The 324-nt window shown below is 67.3% G+C and carries 1 protein-coding gene; it reads left to right on the top strand.

All coding sequences use genetic code 11. The features are described 5' to 3' along the window. Nucleotides 1–324: hypothetical protein (locus GV790_RS29495; RefSeq protein ID WP_163818088.1), on the top strand; the 324-nt coding region annotated here is incomplete at both ends.

Below are 324 nucleotides of genomic sequence, written 5' to 3'. Positions count from 1 at the left end.
GTTCTCGTCCCGGTAGATCTTGGTGTCGCTTTCCAGGCCCGCGCCGATCCGATCATGGATCCCGAACAGTCGCGGGTCGGCGTGCATCTGAACAACGCGGAGACCGCCGCGCTGGCGGGTGGACCGATCCCGGCACTGGTCACCATGGTGGTGCCTGCCAACCGGATCGGCGCGGGCCTGGAAAGCGACACCAAGATCTACCGGGACGAGAACGGCGCCGTCTACGCGACGCTGCGCCAGATCGTGTCGGAGGCGGCGAGCAGACCGGACGGGACGGTCACGATCCTCGTCAATGCGCCCGGCACCCGCAACGGCCGGATATTC

This window comes from Nocardia cyriacigeorgica, from assembly GCF_010858045.1.
In the GTDB taxonomy this organism is placed as follows: domain Bacteria; phylum Actinomycetota; class Actinomycetes; order Mycobacteriales; family Mycobacteriaceae; genus Nocardia; species Nocardia cyriacigeorgica_E.
Note: the sequence above shows the minus strand (reverse complement) of the source record. Positions and strands in the feature narration are given on the sequence as shown.